We start from the raw sequence: 17,415 nt of genomic DNA, 5'->3' as shown, positions 1-17,415 counted from the left end.
ACCCGGTGCCGAACACCCATGACGAGGCGCTCCGATGGGAGAGCTGGCTGCACGCCTATGAGCAGGCCCGTGACGGGCTGCCCAGAGCGATCTCCGGGCACTGCCCGAACTGCGGGCGGGCCTGCCTCCGCCTGGTGTACCGGCTCCGGATCCCGCACCTGCTCGTCGGCGACGCCCACTTCTGGTGCGACCACTGCCTGCGGGGGCTCTACCTCGGCCGGGTCGAGATCCCGGAAGCCGCCGCGGCGGACGCGGACGATCAGGCGTACCAGCGGGTGAGACGCACGATCCCGGACTACGAGCTCATCCCTCCTGCGACGTCCGAACTCCCGTAGGCGCCGCCTCGAGCAGGGGCTCGATCGAGTCCCAGGCGGGAGGCTCCGGCCACCCGCCCCCGCCCGTGGCCTCCAGGCCGATGACCGCGCAGGCCAGCAGGTGCTCGCCGGGCGGCAGGTCGCCCGTCAGCGTGGGGATGGTGGTGTGCGGGGCGAGCACGTTGGTGCCGGGCAGGGCCGTGACGAGGGTGCCCTCCCGCCGGCCGAACAGGTCCTCGATCACGCACAGGCCGTGCGGCGAGTCGAGCCTGGCCAGGCCGGGGCCGGTGTCGACCCGGGTGGGCGGCCGGTTCCGGTCGACCGCGAAGGCGCCCTCGGCCGTGCGCAGCGTCCGCCCGGTTCTGATCCGGTGCACCCGCACGTGCCACGGGGGCAGCGCCACCAGCCAGGTCTCGATCTCCACGTCGTCCCAGGGGGTCCAGCGCGCGTACAGCACGCCGTCGGAGGCGGAGAGGTCGTGCGGCACCTCGCACGGCCGCCAGTGCAGTCCGTCCTCGCTGAGCGCCAGCGTGCTGTCGAAGGCGCCCTGCTCGAGCCCGTACGTCCCGGCCGGCACGCTGAAGCCGAACCGCGTGGAGTAGGCGAACTTCGCGTACTTGGCCGCGCCGTGCCGCGCCCACGGGGCGTGCTGCCCCGCGCTCAGCAGCACCACGTGCCGCCCCTCCTCGCAGCGCATCAGCGCCACGCCGGCCTCCGGCTGGGTGCTGACGTCGGGCAGCGGGGGTGCGTCGGCCTCCTTGGCGGCCCAGAACGGGTGCTCGGCGGGCAGGGCGAGCGGCAGGAACGCCTTCATGGCCCAGTACGGCGAGCCGGGCGCGTTGTACTGCTCGGCCATGTGCGGCTGCGGGTAGCCGTAGCCGATGGTGAGCAGCCCGGACGTGTCGCGGATGGGCCGGTCGGCCCACCAGCGCAGGTTCCGCAGCAGATGACCCTTGGTCACCTCCCAGGGCAGCGCCTCGACCCCGGCGAAGGCCAGCGCCCCCCAGAACGCCGACTGCGCGAAGCGGTAGGTCAGGCTCCTGCCGAACGGGACGGCGACCCCCTCGCTGGTGAACCAGTGCTGGAAGTCCTGGGCGAACGCCGCGGCCCGCTCCCGGAAGCGCCCGGCCCTGGCCTCGTCGTCGCCGAGCGCCGCGTAGATGAGGCCGTAGTAGTGCATGGCGAACGGGATGTAGTAGTCGCGCTGCCACTTCGGCCCGTCGGTGTACCACCCGCGGCCGAGGTCGAACTCCTCCAGCCGGTCGAGCCTCGCCGTGTTGGCGTCATGGTCGTGGGAGACCCCGACGCGATCGAGCCCGAGCCCCACCATGACCGGGAAGAACAGCCAGTTGTTGTCGTTCGGCTCCACGGTGACCGCGTGCCGCAGCCAGGCGGCCACCGTGTCACGCTGCCGGCCGGTCAGCGGGTCCCAGATCTGCTCGGGGGCCAGGGCAAGAGTCAGGCCGAGGGCGGCGGTCTCGACCAGCCGCTGGTTGCGGTCGAAGGCCGCGCCCCAGTAGTCGGGGTGGTCGGGGTCGGTCCCGGCGGCGAGCCCGGCGCGCCAGAGCTCCCAGTGATCGAACGCCCCGCCACCCGCCGCCAGCGGCGCCAGCCCCCACAGCGGGCGTGCAAACGCTTCCAGCTCGGCGGCCGCGTCGTCGTAGTGGGCGGTGTTGAAGCCCAGCCGCAGCCGTCCCCGGCCGGGGCTGAACCGGGAGAGCAGCGGATCGACCAGGTCCAGCACCTGCCGCCTCAGGTCGTCTCGGTCGTCGCCAGGCCGCCCTGTGCGGTCGTCGGTGTCCACGGGTTCTCTCTCCTCCGCTGGGAAAGCGCTTTCAGGACAGGGTTCCCGCCGCCGCCCTCACTTGTCAACAGTCACCCGTGGTGGTGCGGTGCTGTCGCGCACGTGCAGCTCCATCGGCAGGCTCACCGGCTCCCCGTCGTGCCCCTCGGTCATGAGGGCCTCCAGCATCTCGGCCGCCTGCCTGCCGAGCTGCCCGCGCGGCACGGACACCGTGGTCAAGCTCGTGTGCGCCACGTGCTCCAGCGCGATGTCGTCGAACCCGACCACCGACAGGTCCTCGGGCACCCGCACGCCGAGCTCGCGCATCCGGGTCACCGCACCCAGAGCCACCAGGTCGTTGTAGGTGGTGAGCGCGGTGGCGCCGGTGCCGGCCACCTCGGCGGCGGCCTCGTAGCCGGAGCGGCTGGTGGACCCGCACGGCAGGATCGTGACGGAGATGCCGAACGCCTTGGCGGCCTCCAACGCCCTGATCCGCTCCGCGTTGGCCCAGGACACCTCGGGCCCGCTCAGGTAGGCGACCCGGCGGTGGCCCAGCTGCGCCAGGTGGCCGCAGATCAGCATCATCCCGCCGAAGAAGTCGGCGGAGATGGCGGGCGCGGCGATGCCGGGCACTATCCGATCGAGCAGGACCAGCGGGTGGTCCCGTGCGGTCAGCGCGACGAGGTCGGCGCGCTCCATGCGGGAGGAGCAGAGCAGCACCCCGTCGCAGCTGCGCATCAGGTCCTCGACCAGGCCCTGCTCGATCGAGGGGTCGTCGTCCGACTCCATGACCATGACGCGGCGGCCGTGGGAGTGGGCGACGGCCGAGACGGCCTTGAGCACGTCGGGGAAGTAGGGGTTGGCCAGGTTGGGGACCAGCACGCCGATGGTGCCCCACTCCCCGCGGGCCAGGCCCTGCGCGGCGGCGTTGGGCCGGTAGCCCAGCTGCCTGACCGCGTCGTGGACGCGCGCCGCGAGCGAGGGGTCGACCTTGGCCGTGCCGTTGAGCACGCGGGAGACCGTCGCGGCCGACACCCCTGCCGCCGCCCCGACGTCGCTGATCGTCACCCGTGGCGCGCGGCCCTGCCGCACATTACGCACCTGCTCCTCCTACCCCCGTGAAGCGCCCGTCAGCCGAGCAGCCCGCGCAGATGATCAAGATCCTTCCGTACGGCCGCCACCGGGTCGGCCGCCGGGTAGTGGACGTGCAGCGACAGCAGGCCGGCGTAGCCGCGGGCGCGCAGCCCGGGGAGGATCTCCGGCCAGGGCACCACGCCTCCGTCCGCGAACGGCTGCCACTCACACACCCAGCCGTCCGCCGTGGACCGCCAGACGGCATTCTTCACCCCCATGCAGGCCATCCGCTCGCCGAGCAGATCGGCGTTGAGCGCCCATGCCTCGCTGCCCTCCTTGGCCTGGTTGCCGGGGTCGGCGTAGAAGCGCACCTCGTCCAGGTCGCCGGCGAGTGCGAGGGCGAGCGAGGCGGACGGATGGATCGTACCGTGATGCAGCTGGAGCGCCAGTTTTACGCCGTGTCGGGCGGCGAGGCCGGACAGGCGGGACAGCGCCGCCCGGGACTCCTCCAACTGGCGCCGGTATCCGGCGGCGGGGTCGTAGCGGTAGAAGCCCGCCCGCACGAGGGGGACGCCGCTCTCGCCGCAGGCCGCGATGATCCGTTCGGCGTCCGCGCCGGCGTCGAGCAGGTCGGTGGTGACGATGTCGAGGGTGAGGCCGCGGCGCTCGAGCTCCGCGGCGACGACGGCGATGCCGCCGGGGTCGGCGGGGCTGACCGTCTGCCCCTCGCGCACGAGGAGATCCGCCCCCTCGGCGCCCACCGAGGCCACCGCCTCGGCCAGCGGGGCGGCGTCGATCCGGCCGAAGGGCTTGGTGAAGGCGAGCAGGCGCACGATACTCCTCAGAAAGCGCTTGTAGAGATTGGGTCAAGGTGCCGATTGACAGGCATCATGAGCGAGCATCCGTCTGAAACCGCTTTCTCACAAGCCTTGAATCAGATTATGAGCCGGGGTTACTCTCGGACCCACCCCCGGGCAAGCGCTTACCAGCTGCCCCAGCACCTCCGGCCCTTGGGAGGGCTCCATGAAACCTCGTGGCACTACCGCGATGATCACCGCGGCCATGGCGTCAGTGCTCCTGGCAGCGTGCGGCACATCGAGCAACGGCAACAGCGGCGGCGGCGGCTCGCAGACCACGCTGCAGATCTGGGACTTCTCCGCCGAACAGGTGAACTTCCACAAGGACATCGGCGCCCAGTTCACCAAGGAACATCCCGACATCAAGATCGAGTGGCGCTCGATCACCCAGAACGACTACATGAAGACCCTGCCCCTGGCCTTCCAGAGCAACCAGGCGCCGGACATGTTCTACTGGAACGCGACTGGGCTCTCCCAGCTCCTGGACCAGAAGTGGATCCGCCCGCTCAGCCCGAGCGGCACCGTCCCCGCCGACTTCACCAAGCGCTGGCCGGACGGGTCCTTCCTGGAAGGCATCAACGTGCAGGACGGGAAGACGTACGGCTTCCCGTTCTCGGAGAACCTGTACTGGGGCTCCGGCTACATGTTCCTCAACAAGCAGGTCTTCCAGCAGGCCGGGCTGGACGTCGGCAACCCGCCGAAGACCTGGTCCGACCTCAAGAACACCTGCGCGCAGATCAAGGCCAGGACCAAGGCGGAGTGCATCGCCGCCCCCACCAAGGGCGTGGACATGCAGCGGATCTGGTACGCGCTCATCAGCAGCGTCTCGACGGACGAGTTCTTCGACTACAAGACCGGCAAGTTCGACCTGACCCAGCCCGACCAGGTGAAGACCTTCTCCTTCATCCAGGAGCTCAGCAAGGCCGGATACCTGGCGCCGGGCACCAACGACAAGAACTTCTCCCGCCAGCAGTTCGCCGCCGGGCAGGCCGGCATCATGTTCGACGGCACCTGGCTGCCGAGCGTGTGGGCCAGCCAGGGCTTCAGCAGCGACAAGTACGTGGTGGCCCCCCGCGTCAACCCGGACGGCGGGCAGACCGGCGCGGCCGGCCGCAAGTACGACACCAACAAGTACTGGGTCAGCTCGCAGACCAAGCACCCCGACGCCATGTGGACGTTCATCCAGTGGATGACCGACCCCAACGGCTACTTCGTCAAGCAGTACTACAAGAGCGCCTTCGGCACGCTCGCCTACGTCGACAACGAGAAGATGGTCACCGACCCGGCGCTCAGGCAGATCATGCAGATCGGATCGAAGCCGGGCTACCGGGTCCAGCTCCCCGTGCCGCTGCTCAAGTGCCCCGACATCGCCAAGTCCAAGGCGTACGTCAACGCGCTGGCGAAGAGCCCCGACGGCGAGTGGGAGGCCATGGGCGAGGCGCTGGTCAGCGGCCAGTCCCTGGCGACGGTCGGCGCCGCCATCGTCAAGCAGCGACAGGCCGCCCTCGAGGAAGGGCTCAAGCAGGAGGCGGCGGCCGGCCTGAAGGTCTCGATGGACTGCTACACCTTCTCCGACTGGGACCACACCAAGGACTACACCTCCGACAAGTACCGCGGCTGACCGGACGGCGCCGCCGGCCACGCGTGCGGGCGGCGCCCCCTTCTCCCTCGTGAGGACATCCATGACAACCACCGGCACCGCCCTCGCCCCCGGCAGGGAGAGGGTGACGGAAGGGGACCGGTCGCCCGCCGGGCGCGCGCCCGAACGCGCCGATCACTCCCGCGAGCGCGTCCGCGGCCTCGACAGGGTCTGGCTGATCGTCTTCCTGGCCCCCTTCCTCCTGCTCTACCTCGGCTTCACCATCTGGCCGCTGCTCGCGACGATCTACTACTCCTTCTTCGACTGGTCGGGCATCGGCCCGATCGACCACTTCGTCGGGGCCGGCAACTACGGCACGATCCTGGCCGACCCGCTGTTCTGGCTGTCGGTGGTCAACACGCTGATCTTCGCCCTGCTGACGACCGCCATCAAGCTCCCGATCTCGCTGCTGGCGGCGATCGTGCTCACCCGCAAGTGGCTGCGCGGCAAGCGGTTCTTCCGGACCGTGTTCTTCGCGCCGCTCATCATCCCCGTCGCCATGGCGGGCCTGGTCTTCACCTATCTGCTCAACCCGTCCAACGGCGCGCTCAACGCGATCCTGCGCAACCTCGGCCTGGTCGACCAGGGATTCGACGTGTTCGCCAACCGGTGGAGCGCGCTGCTCGTGCTCGTGCTCGTCTCCATCTGGCAGATCTTCGGCCAGTACATGATCTACTGGATCGCGGCGCTGCAGAACGTGCCGGAAGAGGTCTACGAGGCGGCCGCCATCGACGGCGCGGGGGAGTGGAAGAAGCTCACCCGCATCACGCTCCCGATGATCAAGCCGGTCGCCGTGATCATCACCCTGCTCGGCCTCGTGAACGCCATGCACGTCTTCGGGCTGGTCGTCACCCTCACCGCGGGCGGCCCCGGCACCAGCACCTACGTGGTGTCCTACTTCATCTACCAGAACGCCTTCGGCGCGGTGCCGTTCGCCTACGGCTACGCCTCGGCCGCGGCGCTGCTCTTCTCCGTCATCGCCTTCGTCGTGGTCTCCGCCCAGGGCGTCGCGGTCCGCCGGGCCCAGCGGCTCAGGAAGGAGTACGGGGTCTGATGGCGACGATCACCAAGACCACCGGCGCAAGGACAGAGGCGCCCAGGACAGACGGCGCCCAGGCTTCCCGGCGCAGCCAGGCCGTGCGGGCCAACCTCATCGCTCTGCCGATCCTGCTGATCGTCGGGCTCGTGTGGGTCTATCCCTTCCTGTGGACGATCTCGGCCGCGTTCAAGACCCAGGCGGGGATGTTCACCAGCGGCGCGAGCCTCGTGCCCGACCAGCTGAACTTCGACAACTTCGTACGGGCCTGGGTCAACGCCGGCTTCTCCGGATACTTCTTCAACACGGTGCTCTACTCGGTCGCCTCGACCCTCGTCGAGCTGATCAAGGCGGCCCTGTGCGGCTATGTGCTGGCCAGGTACGAGTTCCCCGGCCGCACCCTGCTCTACCGGATGATCGTGGGGACCCTCTTCATCCCGGTCGCCTCGATCATCGTCCCGCAGTTCGTGCTGATCGAGAACCTCGGTCTGCTGAACACGCGCGCCGGGGTCATCCTGGCCATGTCCGGCGGCGCCGGCGCGCTCTACGTCCTGCTGTTCGTCGGGTTCTTCTCCAGCGTCCCGACCGACCTGTTCGAGGCGGCCAAGCTCGACGGGGCCGGCTTCCTCAAGACGTTCGGCCTCATCCTCCCGCTGGCCAAACCGGTCATCGCGGTGGTGGTCATCTTCCAGTTCATCAGCAGCTGGAACGAGTTCAACATCCCGCTGGTGTTCACGCTCGGCCAGCCCGACCTGCAGAACCTCGCCGTCGGGATGCTCTCCTTCCAGGGCGAGCACGCCACCGACTGGACCGGGTTCGCCGCCGGGATGACGATCTCGTTCCTGCCGATGCTGATGATCTTCCTCTTCTTCCAGAACTACTTCACGCGCGGCCTGGCCGGCGCCACGAAGGGGTGACCGTCCACTTGAAGACGAGGCACGGGGCCCACGGGGTTTTCGCCTACACCTGGGACATCGTGGGCGACCCCGCGGGCGCCGAGCGCATCGCCGACCTCGGCGTGAGCACGGTGACCCTGCAGGCCGCCTACCACTCGGTCCGGGCCATCACCCCGTGGCATCCACGCCACCGCGTCGTGCAGGCCGAGCACGCGGCGGTCTACTACCGGCTGCGCCCCGACCGCTGGCGCGGGCGGCTCCGGCCGTACCCGCCGAGCTGGGGGGTGCCCGACGAGGACAGGTTCGGCACGGCGCTGGCCGCGCTGGCGGAGGCCGGGCTGCGGGCGGAGGCCTGGATGGTGCTCACGCACTCGTCGGTGCTGGGCCGCGAAGCGCCCGACCTGACGGTCAGGAACGCCTACGGCGAGTCCTACCCCTACGCGCTCTGCCCCGCCCAGCCCGACGTCCACGAGTACGCGCTCACCCTCGTGCGCGAGGTCTGCGAGCAGTACGACGTGCCCGCGCTGATGCTGGAGGCGTGCGGCTGGCTGGGCGCCGAGCACGCCGGTCACCACGAGAAGACCTCCGGCGCCCACCTGTCCGCCTGCGGCAGGGCGCTGCTGTCCATCTGCCTCTGCCCGGCCTGCCGAACCGGGCTGGCCGGGCGCGGCCTGGACGTCGAGGAGCTGGCGCGCGACGTGCGCGCGGCCGTGGACGGAGAGCTCCAGGAGGGCGTCCCGGCCGGCACCAGCCTGGACGACGTGCTCGGCCGCGAGCGCGCCCAGGCCCTGTACGGCCACCGCGGCCAGGTCATCGGCGACCTGGTGCGAGCCGTGGCGGCGCCGGCCGGCGGCCGCGAGCTGCTGCTCATGGCCACCGACGACCCGCAGATCACCGGCCCCGACGTGGGGATCGACCTGGCCTCCTTCGACGCGCCGGTCGACGCGTACGTGCTCAAGTGCTGGGGCCAGGAGGAGGCGGCCCTGGCCCAGGTGAAGGCCGCGGCGAGCCGTACCGACGTGCCCCTGATCGCCAACCTCACCGTGCTGGAGGACGGCCACGCCCGGATCCCGGCACTTGCCGCCGACCTCGTCGCCGGGGGAGCGCGGCAGCTACGTTACTACCACGCCGGGCTCGGCTCACCCGCCCGCCTGGCCAGCGTGCGAGCCGCGGCTCGCCTGAAGGAGAGTTCATGCTGAACGGCCTGTACGTGATGGACCCGAACCGCTTCGACGACGTCTACGGCCCCGAGGCCCGGGAGGCGATCGAGCGGCACCTGACCATCACGTCGCCCCCGCTCACCGCCGACCGGATCACCCCCGACGTGCTCTCCGGCCTGGAGGTGCTGGTGACCGGGTGGGGAGCGCCCAAGCTGGACGCCGAGCTGCTCGCCGCCGCGCCCAAGCTCTCGCTGGTGCTGTACGGCGCGGGCTCCATCCGCTCGATGGTCACCCCGGAGATGTGGGCCAGGGGAGTGCGGGTCACCACGGCGGCCACCGCCAACGCCACCCCGGTCGCCGAGTTCGCGCTCTCGCAGATCCTGTACGCGCTCAAGCACGGCTGGCGCTACGTGCTGGCCGCGCGCGCCGCCGCCGCCACCGCCCCGCGCGGACCCGAGCTGGGGGCCTACGGCGCGACGGTCGGGCTGGTCTCGCTCGGCGCCACCGGCCGGGCCACGGCGCGGCTGCTCGCCCATCACCGCCTCGACGTGCAGGCCTTCGACCCGTACGCCGACCCGGAGCAGGCGAAGGAGCTCGGCGTGCGCCTCGTCGGCCTGGAGGAGCTGTTCGCCACCTCCGACGTGGTCAGCCTGCACTCGCCGCTCACCCCCGACACGCAGCGCATGGTCGGCGCCAAGCTGCTCGAGTCGATGAAGCCCGACGCCACCCTGATCAACACGGCCCGCGGCGGCCTCGTGGACGAGGCCGCGCTCGTGGACGTGCTGGGCCGGCGGACCGACCTGTTCGCCGTCCTCGACGTCACCGACCCCGAACCGCCCGTCGCGGGATCGCCGCTGTTCACGATGCCCAACATCGTCGTCACCCCGCACGTGGCGGGCAGCCTGGGCCACGAGCGGCGCCGCCACGGCGAGGCCATGGCCGAGGAGCTCGCCCGCTACGTCGCGGGAGAGCCCCTGCGCTACGAGATCACCGAGTCGGGGCTGGCGCTGAGGGCATGAGCCGGACCACCCTGGTGCTGCTGCCGCCGCACGATCCGGCCACCGCGGGCTGGCGGGCCCGGCTGGAGGAGGCGGTGCCTGAGCTCGTCGTGCTCCGGCCGGAGACCCGCGAGGAGGTGGAGCACGCGCTGGCGGAGGCCGACGCCGCCTACGGCACCCTGCCTGCGGACCTGCTGGCGCACGCCGGGCGGCTGCGCTGGCTGCAGGCCGCGCAGGCCGGGCCGCCTCCGGGGTTCTACCATCCGGCCCTGGTCGCCCATCCCGTGCAGGTCACCAACATGCGCGACACCTACACCGACCACGTGGCCGCGCACGCGCTGGCGCTCGTGCTCGCGCTGGCCAGGGGCCTGCCCAGGTACGCCCGCGAACAGGCCCGCGCCCGCTGGGCGCCCGACTGGGACCCCGGCGCCGTGCTCTCCCTGAGCGAGGCCACCGCCCTGGTGGTGGGAGTGGGCGCGGTCGGGGCCGAGGTCGGCAGGCTGCTGGCGGCGTTCGGCACCAGGGTGGTGGGCGTGGACGCCCGGCGCGGCGGCCCCGTGCCGGGCTTCGCCGAGGTGCTGCCGGCCGACGGCCTCGACCGGCTGCTTCCCGAGGCGGACCTGGTCATCCTGACCGTCCCGCACACCCCCGCCACCGAGGGCCTGATGGACGCGCGGAGGCTGGCGCTGGCCAAGCCCGGGGCGTACCTCGTCAACATCGGCCGCGGGCCCATCCTGCGGCTCGACGCCCTGGTCGCCGCCCTGGCCGAGGGGCGCCTGGCCGGCGCGGCCCTGGACGTCTTCGAGACCGAACCGCTGCCCGCCGGCCACCCGCTCTGGCGGCGTCCCGACGTGCTCATCACCCCGCATGTCGCGGGCGTGGGGCCGCACGCCGACGAGCGGCGCTTCGCCGTCCTGCTGGAGAACGCCCGGCGCTTCGTGGCCGGGCGCGAACTGATCAACCTGGTCGACAAGTCCGAATGGTACTGAAAAACGTGAACCGGATAGCACGCGTCGAGACCTTCACCGTGGCCCTGCCCTCGCTGCGCGACTTCGCCGTCGCGGGCGGCTCCGTAGTCCAAGGCGGCCGTCCGGCCGTCAGAGTCCTGGTGAAGGTCACGGCCGACGACGGCGCCACCGGGTGGGGCGAGGCCACCCCGATCCCCTCCTGGACGTACGAGACCACCGAGTCCATCGTCTCCACCATCGAGGGCTACCTGGCGCCGGCGGCCGTCGGCCGCCCGCTGTGGGACCTGGACGGGCTCTGCCGCGTCTTCGACCGCACCATCAGCAAGGGCTTCTCGATCGGCATGCCGCTGGCGCGCGCGGCGGTCGACGTGGCCTGCCACGACGCCTACGCCCGCAGCCTGGGCGTCTCCCTCGGCGAGCTGTGGGGGCGGCGCAGGCGCGACACCATCGAGATGGCCTGGATCGTGGCCACCGAGTCGGCGGACGCGGCCGCCGGCTCCGTGGCCGAGGGCCGCGCGCACGGCTACCGCCACGTCAAGGTCAAGGTCGGCCTGCACGACGAGGACGAGGACGTGGCCATCGTGGAGGCCGTGCGCGCCGCCGCCCCCGACGCCGTGCTCTGGGTGGACGCCAACCAGGGCTACACGGCCGCCGCCGCGCTCCGGGTGGCCAGGCGCCTGGCCGATCTCGACGTCGCCGTCTTCGAGCAGCCGCTGCCGTCCAACGACATCGCCGGCCTGCGCCGCCTGCGTGACGCCAGTCCCATCCCGGTGGCCGTGGACGAGAGCCTGCGCCATCCGAGCGACCTGGCGACGTTCGTCCGGCTCGACGCCATCGACGTCGCCGTCGCCAAGGTGCAGCGCTGCGGCGGACTCACCCTGGCGCTGCGCCAGTGCCAGCTCGCCGAGGACGCCGGCCTGGCGATCATGGGCTCCGGCCTCACGGAGTCCGACATCGGGCTGGCCGCCTCGCTCCACCTGTTCGCCGCGTTCGGCGTGGACACGCCGGTCGACCTCAACGGCCGGCAGTTCATCACCAGCCCCTACGCCACGGACCCGGTCATCGCCGTCGCCGACGGCGTCGCCCACGTGCCCACCGGCCCCGGCCTCGGGATCGGCGTGGACGAGTACGCGGTCCGCGCGCTCGCGGCGTCAGCTACTGCTTAGGCTTGACTAATCACGGGGAGTTGCTGTGCTATGACTGCAGACCTGCTACCTCGAATCGGGCGAAGTCCCCCAGAGGGACGACGTCCAGCTCTGGAGGTTCCGGATGGCCGAGTCAGCTGATGAGTCATCTGATCGCGAGGAGAACTCTCCCGAAGGCATCGATCTGGAGCTGGGCGAGTTCGACCTGAGCTCGGTCGAGGAGCTGGAAGGGACGGTGCTCGGCCAGATCCTGATGGAGCTCTACCCGCAGGAGCTGGCCGCCGGCGCGCTCGGGCAGATCTTCAGCTCGCACAGCCGGCACAGCGCGTTCAGCTCGCACAGCCGCCACAGCGCGTTCGGCTCGTTCAGCGCCTTCAGCGCCCACAGTCAGCACAGCCAGCACAGTGCGTTCAGCTCGTTCGACTCCTTCAGCTCGTTCAGTTCCTTCGACTCGTTCAGCTCGTTCAGCTCGTTCAGTGCGTGGTCCGGACGTGATTGAGGCCGCGCCGTTCAAGTCGTTCATCTGCAAGGTGGCGTCGCGGTGCAACCTCGACTGCGACTACTGCTACGTCTACCACCACGCCGACCAGTCCTGGCGGCGGCAGCCGCACCGGATGTCGGTGGAGACCGCGGCCCGGCTGGGGCAGCGGATCAACGAGCACGCCCTGGCCCACGGCCTGCCGCAGGCCGACATCATCCTGCACGGCGGTGAGCCGCTGCTGCTCGGCGTGGACTATCTGCGGACGCTGTTCGAGACGGTCACCCGGCACGCGCCCGACGTCCGGATCCGCTGGAACGGGCAGACGAACGGCGTCCTGTACACCGAGGAGGTCCTGGCCTTCTGCCAGGAGTGGGAGCTCTCGTTCGGGCTCAGCATGGACGGCCCCCGCTCGGTCCAGGATCTGCACCGGCTCGACCACGCGGGCCGGTCGTCGTTCGACGCCGTGGAGCGGGCGATCGCGCTGTTACAGACGGCGCCCCGGCTGTGGGGCGGCATCCTCGCGGTCGTCGACCTGGCCGCGGACCCGCTGGAGACCTACTCCTACTTCCGTTCGCTCGGCCCGTCGTCGGTCGACTTCCTGCTGCCGCTCGGCCACCACGACCGCAGGCCGCCGGGCAAGGACTCCCCCGAGACCACGCCGTACGCCGACTGGCTGCTGCCGATCTTCGACGTCTGGTATGCCGAGAAACCCCAGCCGATCAGGATCCGGCGTTTCCGCGACATCATCGCGCTCTTCCTCGGCGCGACGCAGAGCTCCGAGGAGTGGGGCCTGCAGCCGGTCGACTTCGTGGTCGTGGAGACCAACGGCGAGATCCAGGCCGTGGACACGCTCAAGGTGACCCATCCGGGCGCCTGCGATCTCGGCATGAACCTGTTCGACCACAGCTTCGACGACGCGCTGACGTCCCCCAAGGTCCGGGCGCGGCAGGACTCGTGGGCGACCCTCAGCGACACCTGCCGGGCCTGCGACCTGGTACGCATCTGCGGCGGCGGCTACTTCCCCCAGCGTTACTCGCGGGAGAACGGGTTCGCCAACCCGTCGGTGTACTGCGCGGACCTGACGAAACTGATCCGCACCATCACCCGAACGGTCCGCACCGATCTGAGGAGCCTGGCCAGGCGCGACGAAGGGCACATCCGGTGACTCCACGGCTCGACCAATCGACCATCGCGGCGTTCGCCAGGCCCGGCGGGTGGACCGAGACCACCCAGGCCGTCTTCGCGGCGCGCTACCTGCACACCCTCGTCGGAGTGCGGCGCCTGGCCGCCCTGCTGCCGGAGCCGGTGCTGGCCGCGTCCGGGTTCTCCGGTTGCCTCCGAGCGCTGACCGAGGCTCCGGCACCCGTCCAGCGGCGGGTGCTGGGCCATCCCAGCGTCGCGTTCTGGAACGACGTCGCCTGGGACCTGCTCCGCCGGCGTGCCCACGAACGCTTCCCCGACGTACATCTCATTCCCCACCTCCGGGAGTTCGCGCGGCCGGCCTGCGCGGCGCTGTACCTGGCGGGGACGGGGAGGCTCGACGCGACCGTCCGCGCCGACCCCCGCGGCCGGGTCAGTCTGCCCGGCGCGGGCCTGACGCTGGCCATGGGAGAGCCCCGCCACCGTGTCCGGCTCACGGTCGAGGAGGCGACGTTCGCCGGGGATCCGCCGCTGCTGCGGGTGCCCAGGCTGTCCGGCGGCATCGAGCTCAACTGGCTCGACCACGACCTGCGGCTCGGCGGCCGCGCCGACTTCTCCTTCGCCGACCTGGACCCGGCCGCCGCGGAGCACTGGCGCGCGACCCTGGAGGAGCAGCTGCAGCTGATCGCCCGGGTGTCCGAGCCGCTGGCGGAAGAGCTGTCCGGTGGAGTCAGCGTGATCGTCCCGGTCCGCTCCCCGGACGAGCGGCGGCACCTCAGCGGCAGCTTCCGCGAGGCGCCCGGCCTGGTCGCGCTCTCCCTCGGCAGGCCGCTCTCGATCGTCGAGGCGCTCGTGCACGAGTACGGCCACCAGAAGCTCAACGCGATCATGAGGCTCACCCCTCTGATCGTCGAGGACACCGGCGAGCCGCTGCATTATTCGCCCTGGCGGGACGACCCCAGGCCGCTCAGCGGCCTGCTGCACGCGGTGTACAGCTTCGCCATGGCCCTGCACTTCCACCGGGGACTGCTCGACCTGCCGGACGCGGGAGGGATGCGGCCCGAGGAGGTCGAGGCCCGCGCCTATCGGATCGGCCGCCAGATCCGCGCGGGACTGGACGGCCTGCGTGAGCACGCCACCTTGTCGCCGCTCGGCGAGGCGTTCGTCGCGGAGATCGCCGCGTGGGCCGAAGAGTGCGACGACGGGCTGCCGCTGCCGCCGTCCGGCGAACGCCGGCGCATCGACGCGGAGCTCGCGGCGCACCGGGCACGCTGGGACCAACGCAACCCGCCCTCGCCCATGCTGGAGGAGCCCGCGCCGGTCCTGCCGGATCCCGCGGCGGCCGCCGTCCTGCGCGCGCTTGGCCTGCCCGAACAGTGGGTCCCCGACGGCGTCGTCCGGCGCTGGTATCCGGGAGACTCGCTGCTGGAGGCGGCCCGGGCGCTTCCTGCGGACGTCGAGCTGCCGTCCGTCACGCCCGGCACGTCACTGACCGCGGACCTGGCGGCCGCGCATGTGGCGTACGTGCGCGGCGACTACCGTGCGGCGGCCGAGCACTACGCCTCCTGCGTCCGGCTGGACCCGCGCACCCCGTACTTCTGGCAGTGCTACGCCTTCGCCCTGCGGCATCTGGGCCGGCACGACGAGGCCCTGCACATCCTCACCCAGACCGAGCAGCTCATGGCCAAGGCCGAGCCGCCCACGGTCGACCAGGACCTCCGGCCGTCGGCGGAGCCGATCCTCACGCTGCCGGCCAAGCCTCCCACCCGCACCCGTTCGGTGCTGCTGCCGGTGTCCAGGCCGGTGGAGGCCGAACTGCGCGGCAGCCCCTACTGGAACTTCGTCGCGGCCACGCTCGCGGGCGCCCAGCTGCCGACCCTCATCGCGGTGGCCCACGGCCTGAAACCCGCGATGGACGCGTGGATCCCCGAGGACGGCTGGTACCCGTTCCTCGCCCTGGTCGACGAGCTGGGCCTGCGATATCACGTGGACGCCTGCTTCGACCGGTTCTCCCCGCAGCTCGCGCAGGTCCCGCCGGGTCAGCTCACCACCACCCGCGCCGCCTTCGCCCCGGCGCTGACAGAGGGCACCGAGGCGCACGTCTTCCTCGCCCGCGACAGCGCGGCGCTCGACCGCGTGGTGGCGGTGGGCTGGTACCCGCTGATCGTGAACGGCAAGCTCGTCAACAAGCACCGGGCGGACCACGACAAGTTCGGCGACGCCCTCGGCTATCCCCGCTGCTGCCAGGACTTCTTCCGCGCCCGCAACAACTGGAACGACGACAACACCTACTACGCGGCGCTCCGCAACACCCACGGCGACCCGTCCCTGCTGTGCAACCCGTTCATCCGGCACCGCGTGCACGGGCTCATCGCGTACATGCCGTGCTCCTACACCTGCGCCGCCACCAGGCAGTACGCCGGGCGTCTGCGCGACGTCATCCGTGCCGAGCTGCCGGCGTACGCCCACGAGATCGAGCGGGTGAGCGCCAAACCGCTGCTGTGCGTCTCGGAGCTGCGGATGTACGGCTTCACCGGCGAGACCCTCACCCGGTCGGCGGACACGGTGACCATCGACTACGAGAGCGCCGAAACCCTCTATCCGGTCGAGCACAGCGACCCCCTCGCCGACCTCCTCGCGTCCGGCGACCGGTGCACGCTCGACGGCAACATCATCCATGTGCGCCGCAACGGCGAATACCTGGACTCCTACGAGGCGCGCAACGACCGGCACGGGCCGGAATGCCCGTTCGTCATCTCCTTCGGGGCCCGCTGACCGCAGCGGTCAGCGGGTGGTCATGAGGGTCACGCTCTCGTCCTGCACGGAGGTCGCGGCGCCCCGGGTGACGCGATATTCGGCGAGATCGGCACCCTCGCCGTTGACGATCTCCTGAGCCGCGAGGCGGCCGAGCTCGGGCGCGAGGTTGACGCCGCTGTGGGTGACAAGGTGATAGAGGCCGGGAACGCCGGGGTGGGTGCCCGCCAGCGGCAGGCCGTCCGCCGGCACGGGCCGGACGCCGAGGCGGACGCCGGCCAGCCGGGCGTTGCGCAGCGCGGGAAGGACGCGCTGCCCGCCGGCGTGCAGCCGTTCGGCCAGGGCGTCGTCGCTCTGGGCGGGCAGCAGCGCGTCGACGGGCCAGGAGATGGAGCAGATGCGGTTTCCGGGGGCGGGGCGCAGGTCCACCTCGGGGGTGGCCAGGATGGCGTCGAGCCGGAGCTCGGGGACGGGGGTGCTCTCGCCCACCAGCCCGGGGATCCGGTTCATGGGCAGGTCGGTGCCGGCGAGCGCCGCGATGCGGTCGGCGTCCGGGCCGGTGCAGTTGACCACCCAGTCGGCCTCCCAGCGCCGCGTGCCGGTCTCGACGCCGGTGACGGTGTCGCCGCGGCGGATCAGCGCGTTCGCCCGCAGGCCGTACCTGATGTCGGCGCCGAGCGTGGCGGCGCGGTCGAGCAGGCGCTGGACGAAGAGCGGGGCGTCGTACCACGCGCTCTGGTCGTGGACCACGAGCTCGCTCGCCGTGCACGCCGCCGGGTCGACGGCGGGGGCGAGTTCGCGCAGCTCCGACGGGTCGGCGATGCGGCAGGGATGCCCCCACGACCTGAGGCGTTCGGCGCGCTCCCTGAGCCCCCGCCGGCTCTCCTCGCTGTCACCCCACTGGATGGCGGGCATGGGGTGCCGCCACGACGTGCCCCCGAGCTCCTCGGCCAGCGTGGCGTGCAGGGCGGCGCCGGCGCGGTTCAGCTCGTAGTAGGTGCGCGGGGTCTTCAGGTGGGTGACGTCCATGGAGAACGTCGCGCTGGAGGTTCCCGCGGCGGGGCCGCCGGCTTCGATGACGACGACCTGAACCCCTGCGACGGCCAGGTGGTAGGCGACGGAGGCGCCGAGCACTCCGGCGCCGAGAACGATGACGCGGGACACGTGGAT

15 protein-coding genes are annotated in these 17,415 nt (G+C 71.5%); 11 read left to right on the top strand and 4 right to left on the bottom strand.

Annotation, left to right across the window (positions count from 1 at the left end; genetic code table 11):
• The first annotated feature begins 5 nt into the window (after positions 1–5).
• A complete protein-coding gene (locus AB0H84_RS21680) occupies positions 6–335 on the top strand; it encodes a hypothetical protein (RefSeq protein ID WP_357606759.1) in 330 nt (109 codons plus the stop codon).
• On the opposite strand, the gene AB0H84_RS21675 is transcribed toward AB0H84_RS21680, so the two are convergent.
• From AB0H84_RS21675 to AB0H84_RS21665, 3 genes are read right to left on the bottom strand one after another with little or no spacing between them, the layout of a single operon-like run.
• Complete coding sequence (locus AB0H84_RS21675) at positions 304–2,118, bottom strand: DUF2264 domain-containing protein (RefSeq protein ID WP_357606756.1); 1,815 nt, start codon at positions 2,116–2,118, stop codon at positions 304–306. The two genes, AB0H84_RS21680 and AB0H84_RS21675, sit on opposite strands and share 32 nt — an antisense overlap.
• A gap of 57 nt (positions 2,119–2,175) precedes the next feature.
• Positions 2,176–3,198, bottom strand: coding sequence for a LacI family DNA-binding transcriptional regulator (locus tag AB0H84_RS21670; RefSeq protein ID WP_357606754.1), 1,023 nt, complete (start codon positions 3,196–3,198; stop codon positions 2,176–2,178).
• 29 nt (positions 3,199–3,227) lie between these two features.
• Entirely contained in the window at positions 3,228–4,004 is a 777-nt protein-coding gene (locus AB0H84_RS21665; RefSeq protein WP_357606751.1) for a sugar phosphate isomerase/epimerase, read from the bottom strand.
• Positions 4,005–4,194: 190 nt separating this feature from the next.
• Between AB0H84_RS21665 and AB0H84_RS21660 the strand changes: the two genes are divergently transcribed.
• The 10 genes from AB0H84_RS21660 (at position 4,195) to AB0H84_RS21615 (ending at position 16,266) form a co-directional block, all read left to right on the top strand.
• Positions 4,195–5,649, top strand: coding sequence for an extracellular solute-binding protein (locus tag AB0H84_RS21660; RefSeq protein ID WP_357606748.1), 1,455 nt, complete (start codon positions 4,195–4,197; stop codon positions 5,647–5,649).
• 61 nt (positions 5,650–5,710) lie between these two features.
• The gene (locus AB0H84_RS21655; protein WP_357606745.1) at positions 5,711–6,721 is read left to right on the top strand and encodes a sugar ABC transporter permease; all 1,011 of its coding nucleotides are present in this window, start codon (positions 5,711–5,713) and stop codon (positions 6,719–6,721) included.
• Entirely contained in the window at positions 6,721–7,620 is a 900-nt protein-coding gene (locus AB0H84_RS21650) for a carbohydrate ABC transporter permease (RefSeq protein WP_357606742.1), read from the top strand. The genes AB0H84_RS21655 and AB0H84_RS21650 overlap by 1 nt, the downstream gene beginning before the upstream one ends.
• 8 nt (positions 7,621–7,628) lie before the next feature.
• A complete protein-coding gene (locus AB0H84_RS21645) occupies positions 7,629–8,798 on the top strand; it encodes a hypothetical protein (RefSeq protein ID WP_357606739.1) in 1,170 nt (389 codons plus the stop codon).
• Positions 8,792–9,778 (top strand): hydroxyacid dehydrogenase, encoded by a 987-nt coding sequence (locus AB0H84_RS21640; protein ID WP_357606736.1) that lies wholly within the window; start codon positions 8,792–8,794, stop codon positions 9,776–9,778. The genes AB0H84_RS21645 and AB0H84_RS21640 overlap by 7 nt, the downstream gene beginning before the upstream one ends.
• Positions 9,775–10,746: a D-2-hydroxyacid dehydrogenase gene (locus AB0H84_RS21635; RefSeq protein WP_357606733.1), complete on the top strand. Its 972-nt coding sequence runs from the start codon at positions 9,775–9,777 to the stop codon at positions 10,744–10,746. Before AB0H84_RS21640 ends, AB0H84_RS21635 begins: the two co-directional genes overlap by 4 nt.
• Before the next feature lie 5 nt (positions 10,747–10,751).
• The gene (locus tag AB0H84_RS21630) at positions 10,752–11,891 is read left to right on the top strand and encodes an enolase C-terminal domain-like protein (protein WP_357606730.1); all 1,140 of its coding nucleotides are present in this window, start codon (positions 10,752–10,754) and stop codon (positions 11,889–11,891) included.
• Between the two features lie 103 nt (positions 11,892–11,994).
• Positions 11,995–12,369 carry a hypothetical protein gene (locus AB0H84_RS21625; protein WP_357606727.1) on the top strand — a complete coding sequence of 125 codons (375 nt, stop codon included), beginning with the start codon at positions 11,995–11,997 and terminating at the stop codon, positions 12,367–12,369.
• Positions 12,362–13,516, top strand: coding sequence for an FxsB family cyclophane-forming radical SAM/SPASM peptide maturase (locus AB0H84_RS21620; RefSeq protein ID WP_357606724.1), 1,155 nt, complete (start codon positions 12,362–12,364; stop codon positions 13,514–13,516). The genes AB0H84_RS21625 and AB0H84_RS21620 overlap by 8 nt, the downstream gene beginning before the upstream one ends.
• On the top strand, positions 13,513–16,266 hold the full coding sequence (locus AB0H84_RS21615) for an HEXXH motif-containing putative peptide modification protein (RefSeq protein ID WP_357606721.1): 2,754 nt from the start codon (positions 13,513–13,515) through the stop codon (positions 16,264–16,266). Before AB0H84_RS21620 ends, AB0H84_RS21615 begins: the two co-directional genes overlap by 4 nt.
• 9 nt (positions 16,267–16,275) lie before the next feature.
• Here the strand turns inward: AB0H84_RS21615 and AB0H84_RS21610 are convergent, their stop codons facing one another.
• Positions 16,276–17,409, bottom strand: coding sequence for an FAD-binding oxidoreductase (locus tag AB0H84_RS21610; RefSeq protein ID WP_357606719.1), 1,134 nt, complete (start codon positions 17,407–17,409; stop codon positions 16,276–16,278).
• Positions 17,410–17,415: the final 6 nt, after the last annotated feature.

Source organism: Nonomuraea sp. NPDC050786 (assembly GCF_040654115.1).
Classification (GTDB): Bacteria; Actinomycetota; Actinomycetes; order Streptosporangiales; family Streptosporangiaceae; genus Nonomuraea.
This window is presented reverse-complemented; position numbering and strand designations above follow the sequence as displayed.